Consider the following 23874-nt stretch of genomic DNA (forward strand, 5'->3'; position numbering starts at 1 on the left):
ACATGCAACGAGATTACTTTGGTATGTCAACTTGTTGATTTAGAGAGGAATAAAATGAAAAAGACATTATTAGCACTCACAGGTGCGGTCATTATTCTAGCAGGCTGTCAGGATGAGAAACCAGCGGAGACAACTGCGGTTGACGTTCCTCAAGCCACTGAAGTTGAAAGCACGGTTGATGCGACACCAATTGAAGAAGAGCAAGTGATCACTCCAGACACGTTCGTAGATTCTGGCCACAATGCGCAAAATGCATTGGATTGGAACGGCATTTACAAAGGTAAGCTTCCTTGTGCAGATTGTGCCGGTATCGATACCACGCTAACGCTGAACGAAGACGGAACTTACTCATTGGTAGAGCTTTATGAAGGCAAAGAAGGCGACCCAATCAAGTCAGAAGGTAAGTTCACTTGGAACGAATCAGGCAACACCATTACACTGGTTGATGAGTCTGGTCCAAACCAGTACTTCGTTGGCGAAAACATGCTAATGAAGCTGGACATGAACGGTGACAAAGCAACAGGCGAGTTGGCTTCATTCTACAACCTGAGCAAGATGCCTTAATGCTGAATAGCAATTCAATTTAATCCTGATAAAGACCAAATCCGAGCCTCCCCCGCTCGGATTTTTTCATTCTCGTTAATTAGAACGACAATCAAGAATTTTCATTTATTAAGAAAAATAACAATCCAACCAATTGACGCAAACGATTGCTATTGATAGATTGCGCCATCTTTTTTATTTGTAAGTATGTCGTATGCAAATCTTTAAACGTTTCGCTGCACTTGTTCCTGCAGTACTTTCCTTCTCTGTTTTCGCTCAAACTCAACCTATTCTTGTTCAGGGTGCAATGGATATTGAAACCAGTACATTGGTTGAAGCATTGGATGATGCGAAAGAAACCACCGTTGGCTCTTGGACTTTCTGGCAAGGTGAAATCGATGGTTACCCAGTTGTCGTATCTCGCACCGAGGTTGGCTTAGCGAACGCTGCCGCTTCTACCACGATTGCGATTGAACACTTCAATCCTAAGTACATCATCAACCAAGGTACATCGGGCGGCCACGATCCTGAGCTATACCGTGGTGACATTGTCGTGGGTGAAGCCAGCTTCAACATGGGCTCTTACAAGTCTGAGTTTACTGAAAAAGGCAAAGGCATCGACCCAACGAAATGGCAGAACTTCGACGTAACCATGCGTCTACGTGAAAACGGCGAGTTTGTTGAACACAAACAATTCAAAGCGGATCCGGCACTGGTTGAAACCGCTCTTTCTTTGTCTGAAGAATACAAGAAAGGCAAAGTCGTGAAAGGCTTGATTGGCTCAGCGGACGAATGGAACCGCGAAGTGGATCGTATCAACTGGTTCCATGAAACGTACGGTACGTCTGTTGAAGAAATGGAAACGTCATCAGCGGCATTGGTTGCTCAAGCTTATCAAGTGCCTTTCGTTGGCATCCGTATCCTTTCGAACACAGATCAACACAAGCAAGACTTCGAACCACAAACTGCGGTCGATTGTCAGCTATACACGATTGATGTGATTAAAGCGCTGATCAAAAAACAATAGTCGCTTTTTTGAATCGCAAAGGGAGGCCGAGTGCCTCCCTTTCTTGTTTATAAACACTGCTGCTTAAGCCAGTTGGTCAACTTAATGATTTCTGGCTGGCGAGCTCGATTCTTCTTATGCACGAAGTAAAAGCTGTCCCCCGTTTCTAAGCCGTGAGAGGGGATATAAACCAAGTCCTGAGCCTTATCCCGCTCATTCAACATGAAGTCATTGGCAAACGTAATGCCCTGATCGTAACGAGCAGCTTCGATAGCCAGCAGCATGTGACTGAAATGCTGCATATCAATGTCCTTTGGCAGCTCAAATCCACCAGCTTTACACCACTCCGCCCAATCTTTACCGCGCTCGCGATAGATAGAGTCAGTAGAAAGAATCGGATAGTGCCAAAGCGCATCTGGCATCGGTTGATCTTGAATTTCCTTCCAAATGTTGAGGCTGCATACCGGATACAAGGTCTCGTCATATAAGCGAACTGCCATGTAGTTGCGCTTTGGCTTCTGTACCGTGATAAAGCAATCACCAACACTGTCGGTTTGCTCTGGGTCTCCCGCAACCATGTTGAGCGTGAGATCGATTTCTGGATGCTGACGCTTGAAGTCCGCCAATCGTGGGATCAACCATTTCACCGCCAGAGAACTGTAAATCGCCAAACGTAGACTGCCCTTTTCACCTTCCCGCACTTTTTGGCTCGCCATCGCAATGGCACTGATCGCAGGGCTGATGTCTTCAAGATAACGAAACCCCGTATCCGAGAGAGACAGCTTACGACCTTGTCGAATAAACAGAGCTTCACCAAGGTAGTCTTCTAATATACGAATCTGATGACTCACGGCGCTTTGGGTTACGTTGAGCTCTTCTGCTGCAAGGGAAAAGCTCAAATTACGTGCAACAGATTCGAAACAGTGAACCGCTCTCAGAGGTGGCAATTTCATTATCTAAAAATCTCATACTTAAACTAATAAATATCATTTCACTTCATCCTATGACATCACCTACTCTTTGGCAAAGAATGAGGAGAGGAATAACGTGAAAGTCACATCTGTCGGCGCAGCCATGCTGCTATTAATTGTTGGTAACCTAATTGCGGTGCTCTCAGACGCTTTGATCAAAAGTGTCGGTAACGAGGTGCCGGTTTTTCAGTTCGTGTTTTACCGACAGCTGTCAGCAGTGATGATTTTGTTACCTGTATTCTTGCTCACCAAACAAGCGCCATTGATGGAAGGCTTTAAATGGCATGCTGTGCGTGCGCACGTTTGGCTAACAGGCGCAATTTTCATGGTGTTTGCTATCTCGTCTATGCCGCTCGCCACCGCAAATGCGATCTTTTATGCCGCTCCTTTGATCATGTTGCCACTGGCAGCGATCTTCTTTGGAGAGAAGCTTTCTGCACAATCTATTGCAGCGGCAGTGATGGGCTTTGCAGGTGTGCTTGTGATTATTCGTCCTGATCAAGTTGATTGGGCGGCACTATCTGCTCTGGTTGTCGCGGTTACGTTAGCAATCAACAACCTGTTGATTCGCAAGTTGCCAAAGAACCAATCAGTGCCACACACGCTATTGATGACTAACCTAGCCGGCATTCCTCTGTCTCTACTGTTGGTGTTTATTGAGGGTGAAGCGTGGGATTGGAGCTCATTCCCTGTTGCGGCAGGCTCAAGCCTATTCATCATGATTTACGCGGCAACTTGTGTATTGGCTTATCGCTCTATCGATAGCAACAAAATCGCCAGCGCGGAATACAGCGGCTTAATTGGTGCCGTAATCGTTGGTTTGATTTGGTTTGGTGAAGTGCCAGATATCTTTATGGCAATTGGCACGGTGATGATTGTGGTGCCTCTGGTTTGGCTATCCAAGCGCGAACGCCGCAAACAAAAACAAGCCCAAGCCGCCAAACTCGCGGAAGAGCAAAAACATCATCAAGCGCCAGCAGCGTAAACTACGAAAAAAGCCGAGCATTCATCGCTCGGCTTTTTGTTTTAGGGCAACACAGATGAGCCTTGTCTTTCGTGGATTATCGACTCATTAGTTTTTGATGGCATTAATGGTTAGCGCTTTTTGCTGTAACGCTTTAAAGTCAGTAGTCTGTTTGATTTGGTTCAAGGTGCCAGTAATATCAAAGGTCCCCACCACCTGCTTTGCGGCCTTAAAGGGTGTCACTCCTTTTTCCAATTGAAGGATGTCATAGCCTGCCGCCTTCAACGCATAAATTGCGGCTGCACCACTTGAATAGAAGTACCCCCAACCAAACTGAGACTCCACACTTTCACGATTTTGATACTGAGTCGTAAACGCGTAGCTATCAACGAACTTGAGCTCGGAAAAATTCGGTAGCGCATTTCTCAATGCCATCACTTCAACATACCAAGCGCTGCCTTCAAACAACTCTTGGCCTAGCCCCATATTCTTCGCATAACGTTTACTGCTGGTATCAATATTGATTTGCTCCTGAGTCAAAGCGATGTATTGCTTAAGCATGGTTTTCGCTTCGTCTTGGGTCATTGTTTTAGGCAAAGATTTAAACAGATCCAGTACCGCTAGCTTGTAAGTTATCTGCTCTACATTCACAGGGTAACCGTTGAGCTCGTTAAAGTAATTAGCAGGGTCGCTAAAGTGCTCCAGTTGATAATCATGAAACATCTCATGCACAGCTAATGCAATGGTGTTGCGTTGATGCTCACCTTTTACGAAGGTCTCTGACGGCTTATACACTTGGAGATAGTACTTCGCTCCATTAAACGCATATTGCCTCTCATACGCCCCATTGCCTTTGTTTATTGCGTCATGAAAGACGTGCATATTGGTTTCGTATTGATAGATATTCAACGCGCCACTTTCATTGACACCTAACTTTTGTGCTTCTTCTGGGACTTTGGAAGGATTGAGCAAATAGGCAGTGACTGGCGTGCTGCTCTTTTCATCCAAACGTAGAAAGTAAGCTGGCGTACCTGATAAGTAGTCCCCATAACTGCCCCAAACGGCTTGAAATTTCAGTGCATTCACAGAGGCATTAAGTTGCTCGAAAAGCTTACTATCAACCTCACTGGTCAAAGCCGTTTCGCCTTCTGAAGAGACCAGTTTACCGAGGCCATACTTGGTTATCTCCTGCTCAGACATGTTGTGTATGTCTTGCGCCGGCGCTGCATTAATCGTGAAGTAGTAGAAACCTTCTGGGTCTGGCAAACCCATCTTTTTGTAGTAATCGATGTAAGGTTGATGATATTTGTGACCAACAGGAAAATCCGTTGCAACTTGATCTTCCGTTGCCCATGAATGAACACCAATCGTTGCGCCGCTCTCAATCGTTCGGTTTACACCTGCCAAAAACAAATCAGTGCCGCCAGAAGCAATTTGCCCACTGCTCGCAATATAGGAATCCAGCTGTTTAGCGCGAACTTGATAAGCCAGTTCGAGGTTTGATTCATCATCAACGGAACCATCAATACTGATAAACTTGAGCTGCTTCACGTTGGCGTGTTTTGTCATCATTTGCTCAAACGCCTTTGGTGAACCCTGACAAATAACACCTTGCAGTTCTGCGACGTCTCCTTTCACAACAAACGACAAACCCGGCTCTTGAGCTGACAGTTGGTCTCCACACTCAGAAGTAAATGTGTTGGTTGTGGATGTGCTTTGGTCTTTCCCTTCTGAACCACAACCAGACAATGCCACAGCAATGCTCAACGCCAATACTTGATTTTTCATTCCTTCTCCCAATAAAACACCGTTCGATAGAAGGGATAATAAACAAAAAAATCCTGTTTTCTGGCGATTCTTACGTTGGCTTACAGACGCTTAATAATCCATCGATAACACCGGTTTTGTAAGCAACTCGCATACAATTTAGGTTGCCTAAACGTTCGAAGGAGCCTCAGATAGGCATCAGCTGCTATAGTTAAAACAGTAAATAATAAAACTAGGGCAGTATTGAAATCGTCATCACCTCTCCTACTTTCTCAGCACTCTGGCATTTTTAGAGCGAGCATTCGCTTTTTGATTCGATTCATCGCTGCCTCTTTTTTGAGGGTCTGCGCATGCAAATTGGTTTCAAATCGACGCTTCAATCTTTTGTCCTTTCAACGCTCTTTCTTTTCTCTGTTTTCAGCCCTTATGCTTCTGCATCTTCACTAAAAGTAGGGACTTACCCCTGCCCACCTTTTGTCATCGGCTCTGTTGATTCGGAGCTAAACGGCCTCAGTATTGAGTTGTGGGAGCAAATAGCCAAAGAGATGAATGTCGAGTTCACTTTCGAAAACCACCCATTGGATGATCTTCTTAACTCGATAGAAACGGAACAAATCGACATTGGCGTGTCATGCATTTCTATTACTCCCGAACGTGAGTTATTCGCAGACTTCTCCCACTCTTTCTATGAGACCCACCTTGCGATTGCAGTTAAAAATCAAGGGTACCTACATACCTTACAATCGATCTTCATGAACCCTGCATTGTGGTTAATCGTTGGCGCAATCATTCTGGTTGCAGGTTTGGTTGGGGCATTTTTCTACGCGATAGAAGAAGGGAAAAATGAAAAGCTGTACTCGATGAAAAGCCGAGTAGGACGTTGGGTTGAGAGCTTTATCCTTGGACTTCTTTTCATTACACGAGGCCCCTTTAACTACTTCGAGTTTAAGAGTTTAACAGGACGAATCGTCACGGTGTTTATTGGTGTGTTTAGCATGCTCTTTATCGCCAGTATCACCGCCGTGCTGGCCAGCAAATTGACCCTAAGCCAAGGCTATTCTCAAATCAAAAGCATTAACGATCTCGCCAATGTCAAAGTGGGAACCAAAACCGCAACCACCTCATCTTTGTTACTGACAAGCTTCGGTATTCGTCATCAAGATTATCAAGACATGACCGCGCTTTTAAATGCGTTGGATACTGGAGAAGTCGAAGCAATCGTTGCCGATGACGTCGTGCTCAAATACATGATTGGTAACGGCAGAATATCGGGGCAATATGAAGATTTAGAGGTGCTGCCTTACCAGTTAGAAAAACAGAACTATGGCTTCATCATTACGGAAAACAACCCGTATGAAGAAGAGATCAATCGCGCTCTACTGCAAATTCGTGAATCACGGAAATGGCGTAAGATTCTGGTCGATTATTTTGCAGACAAGTAGTGTTCACCACTGTCTTCTAAAACGAAAAAAGCCCTTAAGTTCAATGAACAAAAGGGCTTTTGCATTCAATCTCGTTGGCGATTATTGCGGTAGAACCACTTTACCATCTTGAATTGGGAAAGTTTTACCTGCAGGTTTGCTTTGCATACGAACGGTTGTTGGCGCGCCAGCAACTTCGTAAGTGACATCGTAACCCACTACTTTCTCAGACGTGGTGTATTCAGTGTGACATTGCTTCTCAGTTGATGTCACAACATCACCCTTTTGTACATTGTCTTGGATCTTACGACCTGTCATCGCACCTGCAACAGTACCTGCAGCCGTCGCAATCACTTTACCTGAACCACCACCGATTTGGTTACCCAATGCAGCACCTGCCGCTGCACCACCCACAGTACCAAGGATTTTGTTGTTGTCCGTTGGTTCTACTTGATGTGTCACTACCACGTCTTTACACACTTGGTGTGGGTTTTTCACAGTTTCTGTTACCGCTTCAACAAGCGTGATATTTGCTTCTGTTGGTGCTGGTGGCGTTTTGTCTTTACAACCCGCTAGTACTGCAACAACCGCTGTTGCGATTGCGATAGATTTCATATTCATGATTTACTTTCCGATACGGTTATCTTTGTTTGGCGATATAGTAAATCTAGAAGAAAAATTCACATCAGGTGAAAACAAACGTCCGGTCATTAGCAGGTTAAAATACAGCGTTTTATAAACGCCGTGTTAGAGAAAGCTCAGAGAAAGGTCAATTGGAGCGGGATCACATCAGTTTGAGCAATGAATATTGGGCTAACTACAATGCCAAGTTGAGCAAACTTTAGGCAGGCACCACCCAACGAGTCCAAAATGCAAGCAACATCGAGGCAAACATGACCCATACCAGCGTCGCAGCCGTCAATGTCCCCACCAAGCTCAAGCGGTAGCTAAAGTAGAAAACAGAAATTAGGTACGCCGCATAAGGAATCAAAGAATAGATGCCAAACAACGCTGTTTGGCGCAGAGCTTCCATGTCTCGCTCGCTACCGACAATAAAGTGCGCGATCAGAGCAAAGGTCGGAAACAAAGGCACGAGCCCTGCGATATAAAAGCTTTTCGACTTCGATAGCATGGCAATAATCAATACTGCCACGGCACCAAGCAAAGATTTAAGAAACAAACTGGTCATCAGTGTATGCCGAACACCCTAAGCTAGGCTTAAAAACAGCTCATCATCGGTTAGATACTTATGACGATGACTCAGACTGCGTAGGTGCATAAACATAAAATCAGGAAAACCAGGTGCGATAACGTTGTTTGGTTCCCAGAAGATGCCACCAACAAATACATAACGGCCTTGCTTCTCATCATCATGTAAAGGGTTGTTGATTGGTGTTGTCAATTCAGCACGACAACCTTCGACAACACAAACGATCTGACCTTTGAAGATCCCGATCACTCGTTTCACAAGATTAGCTTTAATCCCACACTTCCAAGCTTGGCGCGTTGCCCACTCATAGCCGTGTTTGTTGATCGCTTTTTTTTGTAGATGCACAACCAAATTCATCGTTCATTCCTGACTTGACCTTTGCTTGTACTATAACCAAATCGCCTGTTAGGTTTGCCGATATTAATTTATCGAAACCATAGAAGGTAAAAATCAAGAAACGAGAGCGTTACAACAAATCGCCATTTACTTAACGGTTTTTAGGATTTTTCTGACATTAGAAACAGAGTTGTGTTGCATAGAATAGCGTCACATTTATAAAAATAATTATGACAACAAGGTGACGTATGGCTTTTGATGACTACTGGAAGAAGGTTCGCGAAAAGCACCTGAAAAGTGCCAATCTAGAAGGGCTTATTGTAAAGAGGGTTCGCGCTAACACGGGAAGTAAACGTCTTCCCTATCGCACAAAATGCGGCGCGCTGTGCGAAATCAAATACAACGAAGTGTGTGAATCACAAAAAGAGTGATGACATTGCACCACCCTTTTTCATCATGACTCATGTCGATATTTAAGCGTCGATAAGGTAGTTATCGCCCTCGTTTTCTAGACGATCAAGCAATACGCGACACTCATCGAGATCGAGCGGCTGCTCAAAACGACGCTTCAAATTCATCAAAAAGAAAATGTCTTCACACATCGCTTTCTCTGGCTCATCACTGATTTTCGCCACTGGAGAGCCATTACACGAAACCATCTTGATTACGATTGAAAGTGGCTTATACGCGACACCTTGCTTGTTAGTGTACTCGCCCATATCGTTTGCCAAAAACGTACCAATACCAAAGCTGATTTGTACTCGACCTTGGAAGTGCTCACAAATGTCCAATGCTTGGTCAAAGTTTAAGCCGTCTGTAAACACCAAGGTTTTGGTCATAGGGTCGATACCAAGCGATTGGTAATGCTCAATCATCTTCTCGCCCCATGTGTAAGGGCAACCACTGTCATGACGAACACCAGCGTAAGCATTACTTAGCTCTTCATCGAAGTCTTTTAAGAACGCATCAATACCAATGGTGTCTGTTAAAGCAATGCCTAGCGCGCCGTTAAACATCTTTTGCCAACGTTGCAATGCTACCTTTTGTGAATCACGAACATTCACGAGCGCTTGGTGCCCCATAAACCATTCGTGTGCCACCGTACCGATTGGCGTAAGATCGAGCTCTTTCGCCAAATGGTAGTTACTGGTTCCGGTAAGGCTGTCAGGCAACTCTTCGCTCAGATACTGCAGCATTGAACGCTGTGCTTGGAACGAGAAACGACGACGAGTCGACATATCAGCAAACTTAAAGTTAGTGATATTGCGGCGTGTTAGTTCGGATTTTAGATGACTAACTTTCTTTTTAAGAACAGATTGGAATTGCTCAACTGGAATGTCTGCCCAACGTGCACGGCTGCGCACTTCGGACACAATACTCATGATAATGGTTTCGTAGAGAATGGTTTCTTTCCACAGACCATTGATGGTGATGCGTAATTGGCTAGTGCCATCAACCATGGTTTTAGTATTGAAAGAAACGTCACGTTGAGGGTTAAAACGAAATGCATGCAGAGCGTCAACAAACTCAGAGCTAAGATAAGGCGCGACGCCTTTCATGTACTCGATTTCTTCTGCTGAGAAAGTGATGTCTTGCAGTTTAAGAACTTCCGCTTTCACATCTGGTAGTAGTTCAGATAGGTCTTCTTCACTGCGAACAATGAATTTGTAGGACACCATCGCATCTGGATAAAGCGCTGCAACAGCACTCATCATATTCACTTTGTATACGTCAAAATCTAACGCACTTTGAATGATGCGAGACGAAAATAAATTGGTGGTCATTCGGAGCCCTTCTACACGCCCTTTTTCGTTTATACCCAAATTCCCTCAGCACGGTGCAAACCGCATCTTATTGTTTTCCCAACGAAGTTGGTGGGAAGTTCTCAACAAGGCAAACTTGGGTATATAACTTGTTGTTACTAACTAAATTGCGTAAACAATAAACACCCACTATTAGTTTGTCAACTTTTGTTACTAACCACTCTTTTTTATAAGGTTTTTACGCGCAATAATCCAACAGCTATTGTGGATAACCTGAACAGATACGCACTTTCATGCTTAAACACCACCACTAAGAAAATACATGTACGTTTCTAACAATCGGTTACTTACCCATTGATTGACTACTTGTTATGCGCTAGATTACTTACAAATCAATCTCAGGACCCAATCATGATCGTAACTGTCGACATCATTCCATTCAGACTATCTGGCTGTGCCGATAAAGGGTTGGAAGTGTTGCTGATCAAACGCTCAAATCCAGAACGCCCCTACCATGGCGTGTGGGCTTTGCCTGGTGGATTTGTGTTTGATAAAGACATGACGCACGAAGGTGGACGAGCAGCAGACGAAAACTTCGAAGCAGCACGACGTAGAATCTGCCGTGAAAAAATTCACACCTACCCTCGCCACTTTAGTGAAGCTTTTGTCGATGGCGACCCAAAGCGTGACCCTGAAGATTGGAGCCTGAACATCACCCACTACGCCTTAGTAGACCGCAATAACAAAGAACAAATCGACAACGCTGGTGTACCAGAATGTCATTTGAAGTGGTTCCCGCTGCAAGCAATCCTTGATGGTGAAGAAACCCTCGCTTTTGATCACCAAAAGATGATTGAAAAAGCGTGGCAGAAGCTGCGTGCCTCTATTGAATACACCTCAGTACTGTTGTTCGCACTCGATAAAGAATTTTTGGTCGCAGACATCATTGCCGCTTACCAAGAGTTCGGTATCGATATCAGTCGTATGACGATCAAACGCCGCTTGATTGATTCTGGTGTTCTAAAGCCAACCAACAAAGTCGCTTCCACCAACAAAGGTAAAGGCGGTAAGCCAGCCATGGTGTATACCCTAGCAAGCGACGAAGTGACCTTTTTCCAAAACTGTTTGCGTGGTTAACGCAAGCACAAAAGACAGACAAGGAGTCTGCCATGACCGTTCGAGTTAACTACCAAACCACCGCAGTGATCGACGTGGATCCTGAAAAAGGCTTCACTGAACTTTGCCCTGACGAATTACCCGTCACTGGCGCATTAGAAATCGTTCCAGAGCTATTAAAGAACCACACTAAAGGTCGCTTAAAGCTTGTTAGCCGTGATTTGCACCCACCAAAAGCGGCTTGGGACGCAGAAACGCCAGCGAATATGCTTGAACCTGTCGGCCTACCTAATGTGGACATTAAGTGGAACCGCCATTGCGTGCTTGGTACTACGGGCGTTGAACTACTGGACGGTCTACCTCCTGTTCTGGAGTACGATTTCCAAGTCAACAAAGGCATGGACCCAGACGCACACCCTTATGGCATCTTTTTCCACGACGTAGCTGATACAAAAACCACAGGTGCGCATGAGTTCCTCAAGTTCAACAACATCGATACGGTTGTTGTTGGTGGCTTAGCGCTTGATTTTTGTGTGAAGAAGTCCGTGACTCAAGCTCTCGATTTAGGTTTCAAAGTGATTGTGAACCTAGCCTCTAGCCGCGCGGTATTGCCAGGTACTATCGATGCAGTGATTGCGGAGATGGAAGAGAAAGGCGCAGTCTTTGTTAGAAATGCAGATGACATCATCGTCGAGAACTTTGCGTAATTTAAGTCGGTTTAAACTAAGCCCATCAGCTTTTGCTCAAAAAGAAAACGGTCCAGCTTATCTGGACCGTTTTTTGTTTGTGGCATCTAAGAAGGGGGTTACTTAATCACACCACACACGATGCGGGCACCACCACCGCCAAGTTTCGCCGGATGGTCAGAATGGTTATCGCCCCCCGCATGAACCATCAAAGCACGACCTTTTACGTCATCAAGTTTTACTCGTGGTGCTAATACTGGCTGGTCCGCCACACCATGAGCATTCACGTAAAGCGCGGGTAAATCGCCAAGGTGATTGTCGTCCGTCCAAGGGAAGCCATGCTTGCCTGTTTTTTCTGGGTCATAATGCCCTCCGGCAGCACCGCCAAGTATCGTTTTACCTTCTTTGGTAACGCTGTCGCATGAGCCGTTAGTGTGTAAGTGGAAGCCATGTGTACCAGCAGGTAAACCCTGTAGTTTCGGCGTAAAAACGGTGCCGTAATCACTGTCGCTGATCATCACGGTCCCGGTTGATTGCCCAGAGCCAAGGTCAATCATTTCTACGCTTACTGTCTCGGCAAAAGTTGGGGAAGAGAGAAGCGTTAGTGCAGCGAGCCATGTTGTTTTATTCATACTGTGGGTCCTATTTATTGTTATTTACCAGTGTTGAAGCGATTTCAACACATTGGATTGACCATAGATCTCGGCAAACTCTTTCAAATTTAACCCTGCTTTATTGCGCAGCTCTGGTGAACAGTCCGCTTGATAGAGGTCTTTCGCTATGCCGATTTCACGCTTGATGAGTGCGCCCATTAATGCAGTGTTACCACGTTTATCTTGCAGGCAGGCGTTAGCGCCGGAGTCGAGCAGCAAGCGAACGGTTTCTCTATGTCCTTGATACGCTGCCACCATCAATGCGGTATAGCTTTGAGTGTTACGTTGGTCGATTGGGAAGCCTTGAGAAACAAATGTATCGACCACTTCGTTATTGCCAATTCGCGCTGCGTCAAAGAACAGTTCAACCAAAGATTGGTATTCCTCTTCCAGTTTGTCTTCGGCAGCCAATAAGCTCAGCGAGAAGCTCAAAGAGAACAGAACGGCACTGAGCAAAAACACGGTTTTCATTTACTCACCCTCACTAACAGAATTTGAGAATGACCCACGGGAGCCCTGATTTTCGGGCAGAAAAGAGCAGATAAACCTCCCGCAGGTCAAAACTTATTGCTTACATCATCGCTTTATTTTTCACTTGCTTGAGATTGGTATCTGTCGCCTCTGCCAGACGCGTGCCGTACTCTTTATCTGCGCGATAGAAATAGCTCACCATGGTTTCCTTAACGTCTTTATCCATCACCTTGTTCAGGTCGCCCGCTAAGTTAGCAATCAAATCACTCTGGTCTTGCTCGTTCATGCTGCGGTACAACACACCCGCTTGGTAGAAGTTGCGAGGATTGCTGATCGCTTTTTGTTGAACAGTGCCAGCCAGCTTGGTTTCAACCGCTTTAAATTGCGTGTCTTCTGCCAGCGCCAGTTTACGACTTGGCTCGTAGTTCACATCACCATTGCCTTGCTTCGCGTTGTTGCTCAATCCATCTTGGTTATGGTTGTTCACTGATGCTAAAGGACGGTTTACTGGCAGCTGGAATAAGTTCACACCCACGCGGTACAGCTGTGTATCTGCATAAGCAAACAAACGGCCTTGTAGCAAACGGTCTTCCGATGGTTCGATACCAGGAATCAAGTTCGAAGGCGCAAATGCCGACTGTTCAGTGTCTAAAAAGAAATTTTCTGGTAGGCGGTTCAACGTCATAGTGCCGACTTTTTGATCCGGTACATTCAGCCATACTTTGGTCGCATCCAACCCGTTGTAATCCAGTTTGCTCAGGGCTTCTGGTGACAGCACCTTCACGTAGAGATCCCACTTAGGGTAGTTACCACGCCCAATTTCTTTGTACAGATCATTGGTTAAATGGTTGAAATCTTTACCCTGCATTGCGGTTACTTCATCAGGACGCAGGCTTTCGATACCTTGTTGGCTCTTCCATTGGAACTTCACATAGTTCACATCGCCTTGCTTATTGATCCACTTGTAAGCGTGCACACCAAAGCCGTCCATTGTGCGATAGCTTGCTGGCGTACCTAGGTTGCTATAAACCCAAGTCAGCATGTTGGTCGCACTCGGCTCATGACTGAAGAAATCAAAGAATCGGTTTGGGTCCTGAACGTTGGTAACAGGAGACGGTTTTAGAGAGTGCACCATATCCGGAAACTTAATTGAATCGCGGATGAAGAACACAGGCAGGTTGTTCCCTACCAGATCCCAGTTACCCTGTTCAGTATAAAATTTAGTGGCGAAACCACGAGGATCGCGAAGTGTCTCAGGTGATCCTTTTGAGTGAATAACGGTCGAAAAACGTACGAAAACAGGAGTTGCCTTTCCTTTGTTAGTAAAAGGAGCGGAAACCGTTAAGTCACTAAAATCACCCGATGCAACAAACTCACCATGAGCACCTGTACCACGAGCATGCACCACACGCTCAGGAATTCGCTCTCTGGCAAAACGCTGCAATTTTTGGATCAGGTGAACGTCTTGCAGCAATACGCTGCCGTTTTCACCTGCTGTGATTGAATTCTGGTTATCACCGACTGGTGCACCGTTGTCTCTTGTCAGGGTTTGCGCCTGTAGAGATGTGCTGGCTAAGCCAACTGTAATTAATAAAAAGCTTTTTGACATCTGCATGGTTGCTCTCCAATGCGTGCTAACCATTTAACCAGTCGAGTGGTCAATGGATACTCAAAAGCTCTTTTCTGCCCACGAAGAATATATCTTCAATGATTACATTTGTTTAATGGGAGATAACGATAGATTTAATAGGGATAACCAATGAAATTTTTGAGGTTTTATCAGTTTGATTAATAAAACCTAGACTCGAGCTGAGAAACTCGACGGAAGAGTTAATACACTGACAGAAAAGCACAGCGATGAAAAGGACACCAGAATGCACCAACATGAAAAGTAAAATTACGTTGAGTTTGGCACGCGAGACATCAATGCGACTAAACAGTTTTTCGAGCAAGCCTTTGGATGGCGCTTCGTTGATTATGGTCCTGAGTACAGCGCCTTTTCAGGTCAAGGCTTGGACGGTGGATTTTATGCAGCAGAGCAAGTCAGCCAAACAACAAATGGGGCAGCACTATTGGTGTTCTATAGCGCGGATATTCACGCCACGTTAGCCAAAGTCGAACAGTTCGGGGGGCAAATCATACGCCCTATCTTCGAATTTCCGGGAGGTTGTCGTTTCCATTTTACCGAACCAAGTGGCAATGAGTTCGCGGCCTGGTCTGAAAACCAATAATTAGTGACAAGTAAAACAATAATTAATGACAGGTAAAACAATAACGTACTACCGCATTCGATAATTGACTCGAAGAGTTACAAACCCGCTCGCCCCGCCTTTTCATTTATTGATAGCGCGGGGCTTTTTGATTGCTCAAATCTTATACAGTTGCTTTTGTTCTTTAAATCAAAAGTAAAGGTAAAACATGGAAGTTTTGAAGCGTTGGTTCATCGCCCTTTCTTTAGGGCTAGTGTTATCGGCATGCGGAGGTGGTGATGGCTCCGGTATGGATTCCTCAACATCGGACAACAATCTCAATCAAATACAGGCAAGCATCTTTTCCAACATCACGGGCGTCACCTACCCATATGATGTTTATTTGCCTGAGAACTACGAAGACCGACTCACTTCTTTGCCCGTCATCTTTGTCTCGGATGGTGGAGGAACAGGATTGAGCTTCGCAGAGCTTATCGATGAATACGGTGCTGAAGTCATTCTCGTTGCCGTTCACGAAGGCCCACCGGGACGCAGAGACATTGATTACTTGCCTCCGGGCGTAGATGATTACTATCTCTTTCTTACGCAGGAACTTATTCCAATTGTTGAAGCAGAGTACGATATCGATCCGACTCAGCGCACATTAGCTGGACATTCGTTTGGCGGTGCGAAATCCGCTTATGTGATGCTAACGGAAGATGTTGGTGCCGAGTTTTTCTCAAACTTTATCATCTCTGATGGTTCTTTTTGGCGTATTGAAGACACCATCTACCCTATAGAGGAAGAGCGCTACCTTATTTCTCCTTGGCTCGAAGTGACGGCGATTTTTAGCGCCACATCTGGCAGAACTGGGAATTTTTATTGGGTAGATATCTTCTACAGCCATATTAAATCGAAAGAGTACCAAGGGTTCACTCTGCCTCCTTTAATTCACTACAACGGATTAAACCACGGCGTGATGTGGTACCACACTTATAGAGACAGTCTGCCAATCTTGTTTCCAAAAGAAGAAATTTAAGATCATCAAAACAAGTCAGCGGTAGCCAGATTCGGAACTGGCGTTGCATTTCTGGTTGATCTCATCCTTGGTTTAATCCACTGTTAGCGCAACAATTAATCAATGAGGCGCTAGACCTCGACCAAGGATGTAACATGACCGCAGCCAGTTTTTTTCGCTTACTTTGTCTCGCTGCTATTTGGGGTGGCTCGTTTCTATTTATGCGAGTCGCCGCCAATACGTTCGGACCGGCTTACTTAATCGAATTTCGAGTGGGGTTTGCAGCAATTGCCTTATTGCTCATCTCCATTTATCTCAAAAAGAAACTCTCCTTCACCGCACATACCAAACATTTCTTCATTATTGGATTGTTTAACACTGCGGCACCGTTTCTGTTTTTCGCCTATGCTGCGCAGACGCTCAATGCCTCAACTTTATCGATACTCAACTCAACGGCTCCTATTTGGGGCGCACTGATTGGCTTTATCTGGTATCGCAGCCCGCTGACCAAGAAAGCGATTCTTGGCATGGCGATTGGTATCACTGGCGTCGCAGTATTAGTCGGTTGGAGCGCGGTGAAGATTGGAGAGGAGGCGATTCTGCCGATCATTGCTAGCTTGTTGGCCGCATGTAGCTATGGGATCGCAACCAACTACACTAAGAATGCTCCTCAGATTCCGGCTTTCAACAATGCACACGGCAGTATGTGGGCAGCGGTGATTTGGGTACTTCCGCTACTGCCATTTTTACCAATGCGTGCAGAGCCAACCAGTATAGAGTGGAGCTCTGTGGTTGCTCTCGGTGTGGTTTGTACCGGTTTGGCGTATTTGCTTTACTTCCGTTTGGTATCAGAAGTAGGCCCAGCATCGGCACTTTCGGTTACCTTCCTCATTCCAGTCTTCGGAATCTTATGGGGCTATCTGATTCTAGATGAGCCAATCGGCTTCAATACCATCATAGGGACCATTCTGGTGCTAAGCGGGACAATGTTGGTGACCGGCTTCTCTCCCGCCGCGATGCTGGCGAAACGAAAAGAGAAAGTCACTTAACCGTTTTTAGGCGTCATAAAACCAAATAAGGCCGCTGTTCAAGCGGCCTTTTAATATCAACAACGAAATGACTAGTTATACGCCCTCGCCAACGTACCATTCCCTTGATATTGGTAGAACTTACAATCGTTAGTGATAAACGCGGATTCTCCGGCTTTAAGAGTCAGACTTGTTTCTGATGTCATGACCTCAACACTGCCTTCAACGCAAAAAACAATCTCAGCACCACGCACAAACTGTTGCTTGCATTCTTCATCGGAAGAGAGAATATCAAACCCAAAATCGTCCACCGGAATTGGATAGCTCAACTTGCCCTCTTTGTGGATTGGCGACAGTTTAATCTGTTCCGGTTGCGTGGTGTGAAATGCTGTATTGGCGATAAGCTCATTCACATCAATGTATTTGGGCGTTAACCCAGCTCTAAGCACGTTGTCAGAATTCGCCATGATTTCCAACGCAGTACCTTGAACATACGCATGAGGCGTTTCGGCATGGAGGAACATCGCTTCACCTGGCGCGAGTTCTATCGTGTTCAACATCAACGGAGACAGCAATCCAATGTCTTGCGGGTAGTGCTTTTGAAACTCCGCCACATAACTGAGCACTTCTCTTTCCAATGCCGTCTTTGGACCACGCTCTAACGCTGCGTCCAGTTCTGCCAAGGCTTGAATTTTATGAGCTTCGCTCAAGGTCATGATCGCCGTGAAGAAGCCTTTCAACCCGTCTTGATTGGAGTGCTCGGCTAATGCTGCCACCTCACCATCTAAACTGCGAATACCAAATTGGCGGAACAGCGTCAGTATTTGTTCTATCGGACGAAAGCCATTCATGGCCTTGTAAAAAGTCAGCGCATAAACCAACTCAGGCTTGTGATTGGCGTCTTTGTAGTTGCGATTAGGAGCATCAAGTGGAATACCTTGTTCATTCTCTCGTACAAAACCAAGCTCAGCTTTGCGCTTGCTAGGATGAACTTGAATCGAGAGCGGAGAATCTGCCGCGAGCACTTTGAATAGATACGGAAGTTCGCCAAAACGCATCATGGTGTAATCACCAAACATGCTTGCTCTGTCTCTCGCAATCACATCAGATAATAACTCACCGGTTGTCGCAAGGCGGGAGCAACCATTAGGGTGCGCCCCCATCCAAATTTCAGCTTGAGGTTGATGGTTCACATTGTCGATGCCAAACAGTTTAGAAATCGACTCTTTGCTTCCCCAAGCGTAGTTTTGAATCACGTTATCTAGCTTGAACAGTGACATCTCACACTCTCCCGCGATGGTTTAACGCTGCAATTTGATCGCTTGAATCAAGGCTGAAACGCCCTGCTCGACTTTGCTTCTCGGACAGCCCAGATTGAGTCTGAGATAGCCTTTACCGGAATCGCCATAAACATCTCCAGACATGATGGCGACATTGAATTGTTCAATTAACGCCTGATTAAGCAGTATCATATCTAGATTCAAAACAGATAGATCAATCCAAGCTAAATAGGTTGCGTCTGGGACAAGGTAGCTCACTTCAGGAAAGGCACTTTCAAGTGCTTCTTTCACGTATTGATGGTTAGCCAATACATACTCGTTGAGTGCGTTTAGCCAAGGCTCTCCATGACGATAAGCCGCCATCGTACCAAGCACGCCCATGATAGAAGGCGATGAAAGACCATCCACCTCTTTGAGTTTATGCAGATAACGTTCGCGAGTTGGTGAATCCGCGATCAACGCATACGCACCATTCAAGGCTGGAATATTGAACGATTTAGACGCCGATGTAACGACAGCCCAATCTTGTGAACGGCCAAACCCCACGTAAGGGATGTGACGCTTAAAGCTCACGTCCATGTGGATCTCGTCAGAAATCACTTTGACTTGGTGTTGGTTACAAAGCTCCGCCATCTTATCCAATTCGTTTTGGTTCCACACTCGCCCTGTCGGGTTGTGAGGGCTGCATAACAACAGCACAGTGTTGTTCTGGTCAGCGAGTTTGGTTTCCAGATCTTGCCAGTCAATTTCAAATCGACCTTGCTGTTTGATGAGCGGACTGCGAACGCACGCACGACCTTGCCCTTCAATCATTTTGTCGAACGCATCATAAGCTGGTGTATGGAACACCACGCCCTGTCCCGGCTGACTCCATTGCTCAATCAACTTGGACACAATGTAGATAACCGATGGTCCGTACACCACTTGCTGAGTGTCGATTTCGCAGTCAAAACGAGTTTGATACCAGTAGCGAATCGCGGACTTAAAATCCTCATGATTCCAGCGGCTATAGCCTAATACCGGATGCTCTAAACGTTGTTTAAGCACATTCATCACAGGCTCTGGCGTAGCAAAATCCATATCTGAAATGGTAAATGGCAGCAGACCCACTTTACCAAATCTATCCTGAACATAGTCCCACTGCGTGCAGTAAGTGCCAGTGCGATCAATCGGTGTATCAAAGTCGAAATTGTGAGTCATACGAATATTCCAATATTAAGGTCCCTCGTCACAATCTCATTGGGGGGGGGGATGGAGATTGTGCCGAGGGGGAGCATCTATCAAGGCAGTGATTAGCTTGCAGACATGATGGCTTGCATTTCGTTCTTCACTAGGTGAACTTGTGTACCAATAACGACTTGCAGGTTGTGCTCATCAAGCTTCACTACGCCCAGCGCGCCGTTGGCTTTCAACTTAGCGTCGTCGACCAAACTCATGTCGTTAACAGACAAGCGAAGACGAGTGATGCAGTTATCTAGAGCCGTGATGTTCTCTTTGCCACCAAGAGCTGCCAGTACTGCGGCACCTTTGCCAGATTCGTTGATGAATGCGGCTTCAAGCTCTTTGTCCACTTCCGCCGTGTCGACTTCACGACCTGGTGTTTTTAGGTTGAACTTAGTGATCGCAAACTTAAATACTGAGTAATAAACCACGAACCAAACACCCGCCACCAGCGGTACTAAGTACCATTTCGTTGCCGTGCCTTGCAGGATACCGAACACCAAGAAATCAATAAGGTTGCCGTCTGTGTTACCGATGGTGACATCAAGCAAGCCCATGACCATAAAGCCCAGACCAGTCAGAATCGCATGGACAAAGTAAAGCACTGGCGCAACGAATAGGAACAAGAATTCAAGCGGCTCAGTGATACCACCTACCACACAAGCTACGACGCCAGAGATAAGCAGTGCTTTAATTTTTGAGCGGTTCTCAGGGCGAGCACAGTGGTACATCGCCAGAGCTGCACCCGGTAAACCGCCTAGGAAGGTTGGCATTTTACCTTGAGACAAGAATGCCGTGACTTCCGGAGTAAACGCCGTTGTGTCAGGACAAGACAATTCAGAGTAGAAGATGTTTAGTGCGCCAGACACGGTTTGACCACACACGTCCATAGTACCGCCCGCTTCTGTGAATCGAATCAGCGCAACCAAGATATGGTGAAGGCCGATTGGCAGCAATAAACGCTCGCCTGTACCAAATAGCATTGGACCGAAATCACCCGCGCCTTCAATCACATGACCGATACCATTGATGCCTGCAGCAAAGTAAGGCCATACGAATGGGATAAACACACCGACAACGCCCAGCACCAAGGCAGAAATGATTGGAACAAAACGAGCGCCACCAAAGAACGCTAGCGCATCTGGCATTTTGAAGGTGTAAAAGCGCTGGTGAAGTTTCGCAACTATCACACCAACGATCACCGCGCCAAGGATACCAGTATCAATCGATTCAATCCCGATGATGCTTTTCACACCGTAAGCGGCACGCTCTGCTTCACTGTCTAGTACACCAGCGACGGTTAGGAAGAAGTTGATCGCAAGGTTAAACGCAGCATAACCAACGAAACCCGCGAAACCTGCCACGCCTTTCTCTTCACGCGCTAATCCAAGTGGGATGGCTACTGCGAACATCACAGGCAAGTAAATGAATGCGACAAGACCGATTTTGGTCATCCACATAAACAGGTATTGCAGAAGGGTGTTGTCTAAAAATGGGATGGCTTCTTTGATAGCGGCACTAGAAAACGAGCTGCCGACACCAAGAAGAATACCTGAGAATGCCAGCAGCGCGACTGGCAACATGAAGGTCTTGCCGAGGCTTTGCAAGAACTCCCACATGGTCGATTTATTGCTTTTAGACATAGTTTGTCTCCGGAAATTGAGAACTTGTAGGGCTCATACACATCACATTATGTGCGCATGAAGTGTTGTTTTTATGCACTCAATATACGCTGCTAAAAAAATTGATAAAACGTTTTACCAAAAATTCTGTGATCGAGTTAGATATCTTTTCCACAAACTGTGTAGGGCTTTTAAAATCAACCTAATAGGGTTACAGTTTGATGATAAAACGTTTTTCTAATCCATAAAGTGAATCTATGTCGTCAAAAAAAGTGACCATTACAGAAGTCGCTAAACATGCTGGCGTGTCAGTTACCACCGTCTCTATGGTGTTGGGGAATAAAGGGCGGATCTCTCCAGACACGATAGAAAAGGTCAACGCTGCGGTAGAAGAGCTCGGCTATATCCGTAACCGTGCCGCTGCCAACCTACGATCCAATTCCAGCGAAATCATTGGATTGATCCTCAAAGACATCAGTGATCCCTATTACGCAGAAGTCGCAGCAGGATTGAGTGAAGAAATCGAGCAGCAAGGTTACATGCTGTTTCTGGCTCAAAGTGGGGATAGCCAAGAAAAGTTTGAGAAGTGTGTATTAACCATGGCACGCCAAGGTGTCGGTGGTATCGCATTTTGCCCGATTGGTGAAAGCCAGCAGTTCAATGTCGAAAACCTCAAGCAGCACAATCTGCCAATGGTATGCATTTCCCGCGCTTCGGTGGATAAGCAAATCGACTACGTGGGACCAGACAACATGTACGCCGCCAAGTTAGCGACGGAGCATCTGGTTAAGCAAGGGCATCGCAGAATCGCTTATGTCGGCGGCGCGAGCAGTTCTTTGTGTCGTGCTGAGCGTATTGGTGGGTATTGTTCAACTCTGATGCAGTTTGGTTTGCCTTTCAAACCAGAATGGGTGGTCGAGTGTGAGAAAAGCCAAGCGTCTGCCGCTCAAACTGTGCAGCAATTGTTGTTGGAACATCCACAGATTACTGCGGTTCTTTGTCACCATTCCTCGACAGCACTAGGCGCGGTTTATGGGATACATCGAGCAGGACGTTCCATCGGTAAAGATCAGTTTATCGGCGAGCAAGTATCGGTAATTGGTTTTGATGATGTTGAAGAAGCCGAGTTAATTGAGCCACCGCTCACCTTCGTTAATTCCAATGCACGAGAGATGGGAAGACAAGCGGCAAAACGATTGATCAATCAACTCAAGCAAGAAGACAGCGAGCCTTACAGCTTGATCCTGCCTCCCAAGCTTATTGTTCGTGAGTCGGCTTAGCCCAACACCACTTCCACGCCTTGCTTTCTCAATTGTTCGAGGTCGCTTTTCGGAGCGGCTTCATCGGTTAACAGCACTGAGATTTCACTCGTTTTACCAATCGAAGATGGGTAGATTTGCCCAAACTTGCTTGAGTCCGTCAGCACGATATTACGACGCTTTTTCGCAATGATGGTTTCAGCGATTTCTGCTCGCATCATGTCTCGGCTAGTAAAGCCAGTATCTTGATGGAAGCCGTCAATACCCAAGAAAGCTGTGCTGAAGTGAATATTCTCAATACACAACTTGGTTAACGGACCAACCAAACTCTCGCCTTGATGCTGATACACACCACCGAGCAAAATGATGTTAGCTGAGGTGTTACGGATGAGGTGAGCGATGTACGCTGATGGGGTAATGATGGTGACGTCACCACGTTCAGCCAATGTGCGAGCCAAGAGCGCATTAGCACTGCCGCCTTCGATTAACACGGTTTCATTTGGTGATACCAAATCTGCCGCTTTGTTGGCTAACGCTTGTTTGATGTCGAAGCGCACTTCGAGTCGCGTATCAATATCGTCACTTTGTAGCGCCGTCGCAGCGCCATGAACACGCTTCAAGTAGCCTTGTTGCTCAAGGAAGTTCAAATCCTGCCTGATGGTCACGCCCGACACGCCAATGATGTCAGAAAGCTCCGTCACTTGAACGCGTTTGCGGTCATTAACCAATTGCAGGATTTCGTTTTGTCTTGAGTTCACAGGCTCGCTCCTTTTTGATGAGCTTGCAGTATACGCCCGAACACTTTCATATGAAAGCAGCCTGTGAACGATAGAAATAAGCTAAGTCGCGTTACACCGTAAGCTCAAGACGGTTGCCATCTGGATCTAAGATGCAGCTTTCGTAGTAACCATCACCTGTTTGTCTCGGACCGTCGATCCATTGGTAGCCATCATCCACTAAGGTTTTGGTCAATTGATCCACTGCCTGTTCTGATCCTAAAGCAAAGGCAAAGTGTGCTAATCCGGTTACCTGCATCGCATGAGATTTTTCACAAGCGGTCACATCTTCCATCGACATCAACTCCAATCGTGCACCACTTTCAAACGAAAGAAAGTAAGATGAAAACTGTTTAGTTGGGTTGTGGTATTTGTCGTTAGACACCGCGTTAAAGTATTTCTCATAGAAGGCTTTAAGCTCTTCCAAACGTTCAGTCCAAATCGCTATATGTTCAATTTTCATTAGGATTCCCCCTAGCTCTTAACTGCGTTCAATCTAACGAGGAAACGCAGCACAAAAAAGAGAGCAAATCACGTCTGAGTTGTTCCTGTTTTATGGTTGGAGTTGTGTTTG

24 protein-coding genes and 1 pseudogene are annotated in these 23874 nt (G+C 45.9%); 11 read left to right on the forward strand and 14 right to left on the reverse strand.

Features of this window, described 5'->3' with window-relative positions; all coding sequences use genetic code 11:
* The first annotated feature begins 54 nt into the window (after positions 1-54).
* Together VCHENC03_RS11110 and VCHENC03_RS11105 are read left to right on the forward strand one after the other, a co-directional pair.
* The gene (locus VCHENC03_RS11110) at positions 55-564 is read left to right on the forward strand and encodes a copper resistance protein NlpE (protein WP_009706379.1); all 510 of its coding nucleotides are present in this window, start codon (positions 55-57) and stop codon (positions 562-564) included.
* Positions 565-757: 193 nt separating this feature from the next.
* A complete protein-coding gene (locus VCHENC03_RS11105; RefSeq protein WP_009706380.1) occupies positions 758-1570 on the forward strand; it encodes a 5'-methylthioadenosine/S-adenosylhomocysteine nucleosidase in 813 nt (270 codons plus the stop codon).
* A gap of 47 nt (positions 1571-1617) precedes the next feature.
* Here the strand turns inward: VCHENC03_RS11105 and VCHENC03_RS11100 are convergent, their stop codons facing one another.
* Positions 1618-2502: a LysR substrate-binding domain-containing protein gene (locus VCHENC03_RS11100; RefSeq protein ID WP_009706381.1), complete on the reverse strand. Its 885-nt coding sequence runs from the start codon at positions 2500-2502 to the stop codon at positions 1618-1620.
* Between the two features lie 94 nt (positions 2503-2596).
* Here VCHENC03_RS11100 and VCHENC03_RS11095 point away from each other — a divergent pair, with 94 nt between their 5' ends.
* Positions 2597-3505, forward strand: coding sequence for a DMT family transporter (locus tag VCHENC03_RS11095; RefSeq protein WP_009706382.1), 909 nt, complete (start codon positions 2597-2599; stop codon positions 3503-3505).
* 87 nt (positions 3506-3592) lie between these two features.
* Here the strand turns inward: VCHENC03_RS11095 and VCHENC03_RS11090 are convergent, their stop codons facing one another.
* On the reverse strand, positions 3593-5272 hold the full coding sequence (locus VCHENC03_RS11090) for a hypothetical protein (RefSeq protein ID WP_009706383.1): 1680 nt from the start codon (positions 5270-5272) through the stop codon (positions 3593-3595).
* 329 nt (positions 5273-5601) lie between these two features.
* Between VCHENC03_RS11090 and VCHENC03_RS11085 the strand changes: the two genes are divergently transcribed.
* Positions 5602-6693, forward strand: a complete 1092-nt coding sequence (locus VCHENC03_RS11085) for a transporter substrate-binding domain-containing protein (protein ID WP_009706384.1) — start codon at positions 5602-5604, stop codon at positions 6691-6693.
* Positions 6694-6774: 81 nt separating this feature from the next.
* On the opposite strand, the gene VCHENC03_RS11080 is transcribed toward VCHENC03_RS11085, so the two are convergent.
* The 3 genes from VCHENC03_RS11080 to VCHENC03_RS11070 form a co-directional block, all read right to left on the reverse strand.
* Entirely contained in the window at positions 6775-7293 is a 519-nt protein-coding gene (locus VCHENC03_RS11080; RefSeq protein WP_009706385.1) for a glycine zipper 2TM domain-containing protein, read from the reverse strand.
* A 220-nt stretch (positions 7294-7513) separates the two neighbouring features.
* Complete coding sequence (locus tag VCHENC03_RS11075) at positions 7514-7861, reverse strand: GlpM family protein (protein ID WP_009706386.1); 348 nt, start codon at positions 7859-7861, stop codon at positions 7514-7516.
* An 18-nt stretch (positions 7862-7879) separates the two neighbouring features.
* A complete protein-coding gene (locus VCHENC03_RS11070) occupies positions 7880-8239 on the reverse strand; it encodes a hypothetical protein (RefSeq protein WP_005436373.1) in 360 nt (119 codons plus the stop codon).
* A 227-nt stretch (positions 8240-8466) separates the two neighbouring features.
* Between VCHENC03_RS11070 and VCHENC03_RS0125970 the strand changes: the two genes are divergently transcribed.
* Complete coding sequence (locus VCHENC03_RS0125970; RefSeq protein WP_032802795.1) at positions 8467-8649, forward strand: hypothetical protein; 183 nt, start codon at positions 8467-8469, stop codon at positions 8647-8649.
* 42 nt (positions 8650-8691) lie between these two features.
* Here VCHENC03_RS0125970 and pncB read toward each other — a convergent pair whose 3' ends face one another.
* Positions 8692-10002, reverse strand: coding sequence for a nicotinate phosphoribosyltransferase (gene pncB / locus VCHENC03_RS11065; protein WP_009706387.1), 1311 nt, complete (start codon positions 10000-10002; stop codon positions 8692-8694).
* Between the two features lie 390 nt (positions 10003-10392).
* Between pncB and VCHENC03_RS11060 the strand changes: the two genes are divergently transcribed.
* Both VCHENC03_RS11060 and VCHENC03_RS11055 read left to right on the forward strand, forming a co-directional pair.
* The gene (locus VCHENC03_RS11060) at positions 10393-11118 is read left to right on the forward strand and encodes an NUDIX domain-containing protein (RefSeq protein ID WP_005436370.1); all 726 of its coding nucleotides are present in this window, start codon (positions 10393-10395) and stop codon (positions 11116-11118) included.
* Positions 11119-11150: 32 nt separating this feature from the next.
* Positions 11151-11804 carry a nicotinamidase gene (locus VCHENC03_RS11055; RefSeq protein WP_009706388.1) on the forward strand — a complete coding sequence of 218 codons (654 nt, stop codon included), beginning with the start codon at positions 11151-11153 and terminating at the stop codon, positions 11802-11804.
* A 98-nt stretch (positions 11805-11902) separates the two neighbouring features.
* Here VCHENC03_RS11055 and sodC read toward each other — a convergent pair whose 3' ends face one another.
* The 3 genes from sodC to VCHENC03_RS11040 form a co-directional block, all read right to left on the reverse strand.
* Positions 11903-12415 carry a superoxide dismutase family protein gene (sodC, locus tag VCHENC03_RS11050; protein WP_009706389.1) on the reverse strand — a complete coding sequence of 171 codons (513 nt, stop codon included), beginning with the start codon at positions 12413-12415 and terminating at the stop codon, positions 11903-11905.
* A 24-nt stretch (positions 12416-12439) separates the two neighbouring features.
* Positions 12440-12907 (reverse strand): ankyrin repeat domain-containing protein, encoded by a 468-nt coding sequence (locus VCHENC03_RS11045; RefSeq protein ID WP_009706390.1) that lies wholly within the window; start codon positions 12905-12907, stop codon positions 12440-12442.
* A 100-nt stretch (positions 12908-13007) separates the two neighbouring features.
* Positions 13008-14522, reverse strand: coding sequence for a catalase (locus VCHENC03_RS11040; protein ID WP_009706391.1), 1515 nt, complete (start codon positions 14520-14522; stop codon positions 13008-13010).
* Between the two features lie 259 nt (positions 14523-14781).
* Between VCHENC03_RS11040 and VCHENC03_RS0125975 the strand changes: the two are divergent.
* The 3 genes and pseudogenes from VCHENC03_RS0125975 to VCHENC03_RS11030 all read left to right on the forward strand — a co-directional run bounded on the left by VCHENC03_RS0125975 (position 14782) and on the right by VCHENC03_RS11030 (position 17163).
* Positions 14782-15138: pseudogene (locus VCHENC03_RS0125975) on the forward strand (VOC family protein).
* A 187-nt stretch (positions 15139-15325) separates the two neighbouring features.
* Positions 15326-16135 carry an alpha/beta hydrolase gene (locus VCHENC03_RS11035; RefSeq protein ID WP_009706393.1) on the forward strand — a complete coding sequence of 270 codons (810 nt, stop codon included), beginning with the start codon at positions 15326-15328 and terminating at the stop codon, positions 16133-16135.
* A gap of 134 nt (positions 16136-16269) precedes the next feature.
* Entirely contained in the window at positions 16270-17163 is an 894-nt protein-coding gene (locus VCHENC03_RS11030; RefSeq protein WP_009706394.1) for a DMT family transporter, read from the forward strand.
* Between the two features lie 71 nt (positions 17164-17234).
* Here VCHENC03_RS11030 and manA read toward each other — a convergent pair whose 3' ends face one another.
* The 3 genes from manA to malX form a co-directional block, all read right to left on the reverse strand.
* On the reverse strand, positions 17235-18422 hold the full coding sequence (gene manA, locus VCHENC03_RS11025) for a mannose-6-phosphate isomerase, class I (protein ID WP_009706395.1): 1188 nt from the start codon (positions 18420-18422) through the stop codon (positions 17235-17237).
* 21 nt (positions 18423-18443) lie between these two features.
* A complete protein-coding gene (locus VCHENC03_RS11020) occupies positions 18444-19622 on the reverse strand; it encodes a MalY/PatB family protein (RefSeq protein ID WP_009706396.1) in 1179 nt (392 codons plus the stop codon).
* 92 nt (positions 19623-19714) lie between these two features.
* Complete coding sequence (gene malX / locus VCHENC03_RS11015) at positions 19715-21286, reverse strand: maltose/glucose-specific PTS transporter subunit IIBC (RefSeq protein WP_009706397.1); 1572 nt, start codon at positions 21284-21286, stop codon at positions 19715-19717.
* Between the two features lie 236 nt (positions 21287-21522).
* Between malX and malI the strand changes: the two genes are divergently transcribed.
* Entirely contained in the window at positions 21523-22545 is a 1023-nt protein-coding gene (gene malI / locus VCHENC03_RS11010) for a Mal regulon transcriptional regulator MalI (protein WP_005453001.1), read from the forward strand.
* On the opposite strand, the gene VCHENC03_RS11005 is transcribed toward malI, so the two are convergent.
* Together VCHENC03_RS11005 and VCHENC03_RS11000 are read right to left on the reverse strand one after the other, a co-directional pair.
* Positions 22542-23282 (reverse strand): DeoR/GlpR family DNA-binding transcription regulator, encoded by a 741-nt coding sequence (locus VCHENC03_RS11005; protein ID WP_005436345.1) that lies wholly within the window; start codon positions 23280-23282, stop codon positions 22542-22544. The two genes, malI and VCHENC03_RS11005, sit on opposite strands and share 4 nt — an antisense overlap.
* Before the next feature lie 91 nt (positions 23283-23373).
* Positions 23374-23763, reverse strand: coding sequence for a VOC family protein (locus tag VCHENC03_RS11000; protein WP_009706398.1), 390 nt, complete (start codon positions 23761-23763; stop codon positions 23374-23376).
* Positions 23764-23874: the final 111 nt, after the last annotated feature.

Origin of the sequence: Vibrio sp. HENC-03, assembly GCF_000305755.2 — a bacterium.
Lineage (GTDB): Bacteria > Pseudomonadota > Gammaproteobacteria > Enterobacterales > Vibrionaceae > Vibrio > Vibrio owensii.

Coding starts and splice junctions, on each gene's coding strand:
- VCHENC03_RS11110 (WP_009706379.1), top strand. CDS start 55: ATGAAAAAGACATTATTAGCACTCACAGGTGCGGTCATTATTCTAGCA.
- VCHENC03_RS11105 (WP_009706380.1), top strand. CDS start 758: ATGCAAATCTTTAAACGTTTCGCTGCACTTGTTCCTGCAGTACTTTCC.
- VCHENC03_RS11100 (WP_009706381.1), bottom strand. CDS start 2,502: ATGAAATTGCCACCTCTGAGAGCGGTTCACTGTTTCGAATCTGTTGCA.
- VCHENC03_RS11090 (WP_009706383.1), bottom strand. CDS start 5,272: ATGAAAAATCAAGTATTGGCGTTGAGCATTGCTGTGGCATTGTCTGGT.
- VCHENC03_RS11085 (WP_009706384.1), top strand. CDS start 5,602: ATGCAAATTGGTTTCAAATCGACGCTTCAATCTTTTGTCCTTTCAACG.
- VCHENC03_RS11080 (WP_009706385.1), bottom strand. CDS start 7,293: ATGAATATGAAATCTATCGCAATCGCAACAGCGGTTGTTGCAGTACTA.
- VCHENC03_RS11075 (WP_009706386.1), bottom strand. CDS start 7,861: ATGACCAGTTTGTTTCTTAAATCTTTGCTTGGTGCCGTGGCAGTATTG.
- VCHENC03_RS11070 (WP_005436373.1), bottom strand. CDS start 8,239: ATGAATTTGGTTGTGCATCTACAAAAAAAAGCGATCAACAAACACGGC.
- VCHENC03_RS0125970 (WP_032802795.1), top strand. CDS start 8,467: ATGGCTTTTGATGACTACTGGAAGAAGGTTCGCGAAAAGCACCTGAAA.
- pncB (WP_009706387.1), bottom strand. CDS start 10,002: ATGACCACCAATTTATTTTCGTCTCGCATCATTCAAAGTGCGTTAGAT.
- VCHENC03_RS11060 (WP_005436370.1), top strand. CDS start 10,393: ATGATCGTAACTGTCGACATCATTCCATTCAGACTATCTGGCTGTGCC.
- VCHENC03_RS11055 (WP_009706388.1), top strand. CDS start 11,151: ATGACCGTTCGAGTTAACTACCAAACCACCGCAGTGATCGACGTGGAT.
- sodC (WP_009706389.1), bottom strand. CDS start 12,415: ATGAATAAAACAACATGGCTCGCTGCACTAACGCTTCTCTCTTCCCCA.
- VCHENC03_RS11045 (WP_009706390.1), bottom strand. CDS start 12,907: ATGAAAACCGTGTTTTTGCTCAGTGCCGTTCTGTTCTCTTTGAGCTTC.
- VCHENC03_RS11040 (WP_009706391.1), bottom strand. CDS start 14,522: ATGCAGATGTCAAAAAGCTTTTTATTAATTACAGTTGGCTTAGCCAGC.
- VCHENC03_RS11035 (WP_009706393.1), top strand. CDS start 15,326: ATGGAAGTTTTGAAGCGTTGGTTCATCGCCCTTTCTTTAGGGCTAGTG.
- VCHENC03_RS11030 (WP_009706394.1), top strand. CDS start 16,270: ATGACCGCAGCCAGTTTTTTTCGCTTACTTTGTCTCGCTGCTATTTGG.
- manA (WP_009706395.1), bottom strand. CDS start 18,422: ATGTCACTGTTCAAGCTAGATAACGTGATTCAAAACTACGCTTGGGGA.
- VCHENC03_RS11020 (WP_009706396.1), bottom strand. CDS start 19,622: ATGACTCACAATTTCGACTTTGATACACCGATTGATCGCACTGGCACT.
- malX (WP_009706397.1), bottom strand. CDS start 21,286: ATGTCTAAAAGCAATAAATCGACCATGTGGGAGTTCTTGCAAAGCCTC.
- malI (WP_005453001.1), top strand. CDS start 21,523: ATGTCGTCAAAAAAAGTGACCATTACAGAAGTCGCTAAACATGCTGGC.
- VCHENC03_RS11000 (WP_009706398.1), bottom strand. CDS start 23,763: ATGAAAATTGAACATATAGCGATTTGGACTGAACGTTTGGAAGAGCTT.